General features: G+C 56.3%; 1 protein-coding gene. It reads right to left on the bottom strand.

Annotation, left to right across the window (positions count from 1 at the left end; translation table 11 throughout):
- Positions 1-895, bottom strand: an 895-nt coding sequence (locus HP552_RS00170; RefSeq protein WP_446686443.1) for a phage tail tip protein J-related protein, incomplete at its 3' end; no start/stop codon positions are given.
- Positions 896-929: the final 34 nt, after the last annotated feature.

Here is a 929-nt window from a genome sequence, read left to right as displayed (position 1 = left end):
GCGCCACAAACATCGGCGTTTCATTCCCGTTTGCCGGGTCAATAAATGCGATACGATTGGCGGCAACCAGAAACTGGCTCAGTTTGCCTTCCTCCGTGTCCTCCATGCTGAGGCCAATACCCGCGACATAATGTTTGCCGTCTTTGGTCTGCTCAATTTTGACAGCCCACATGGCATTCCACTTATCACTGGCATCCTTCCACTCTTTCGAAAACTCCTCCAGTCTGCTGGCGTTATCCTCCGTCAGCTCGACTTTTTCCAGCAGCTCCTTGCCGAGATGGGATTCGGTTATCTTGCCTTTGAAAAAATCCAGGTAACCTTCCGCATCATCGCTCGCCCGACCGACGGCCTCCACGAATGCCGATTTGCCAACGGTGTTCACACTGCGGATATAAAAGTAATAATCATGGCCCGGTTTGATATTGATACTGGCGGCTATCCAGTACAGCGCCGTACCAAGATAACGCGTGCTGGTTTCAACCTGTCTGATATCCGCAATCTGCTTTTCCGAGAACCAGAACTCAAACTGTACCGTCGGGTCATAAACGGCAAGATGCGGCGTGGCGGTTATCTGAAAATAGCCCGGCGTCAGCTCAATCCTCGACGGTGCTGCCGGTGCGGCAATCCGGAACGATACCGACGCCGGATCGCCCTGCTGCCCCCACGCATTTACCGCCCGGACTGTCAGCCTGTAGTTCCCCAGCGCCAGTTGCGTGAAGCGGTATGTGGTTTCCGTCGTCCGGGCCGTGCTGACCAGCCGCTCACTGCCGTCGTCCGCTGTTACGGTCAGACGGAGCAGGAAACTCACGCCCTTCACCACCTTCGGTGTGTCCCATCGCGCCAGCACCTGATATTCCCCGCTGTCTGCAGTGACTTCTGCGGTCAGGTGCTGCACCGCTGGCGGCGTGACACCATTCACCGTGCCACTC

This window comes from Paenibacillus xylanilyticus (genome assembly GCF_013359935.1).
Taxonomy (GTDB): Bacteria; Bacillota; Bacilli; order Paenibacillales; family Paenibacillaceae; genus Paenibacillus; species Paenibacillus xylanilyticus.
Note: the sequence above shows the minus strand (reverse complement) of the source record. Positions and strands in the feature narration are given on the sequence as shown.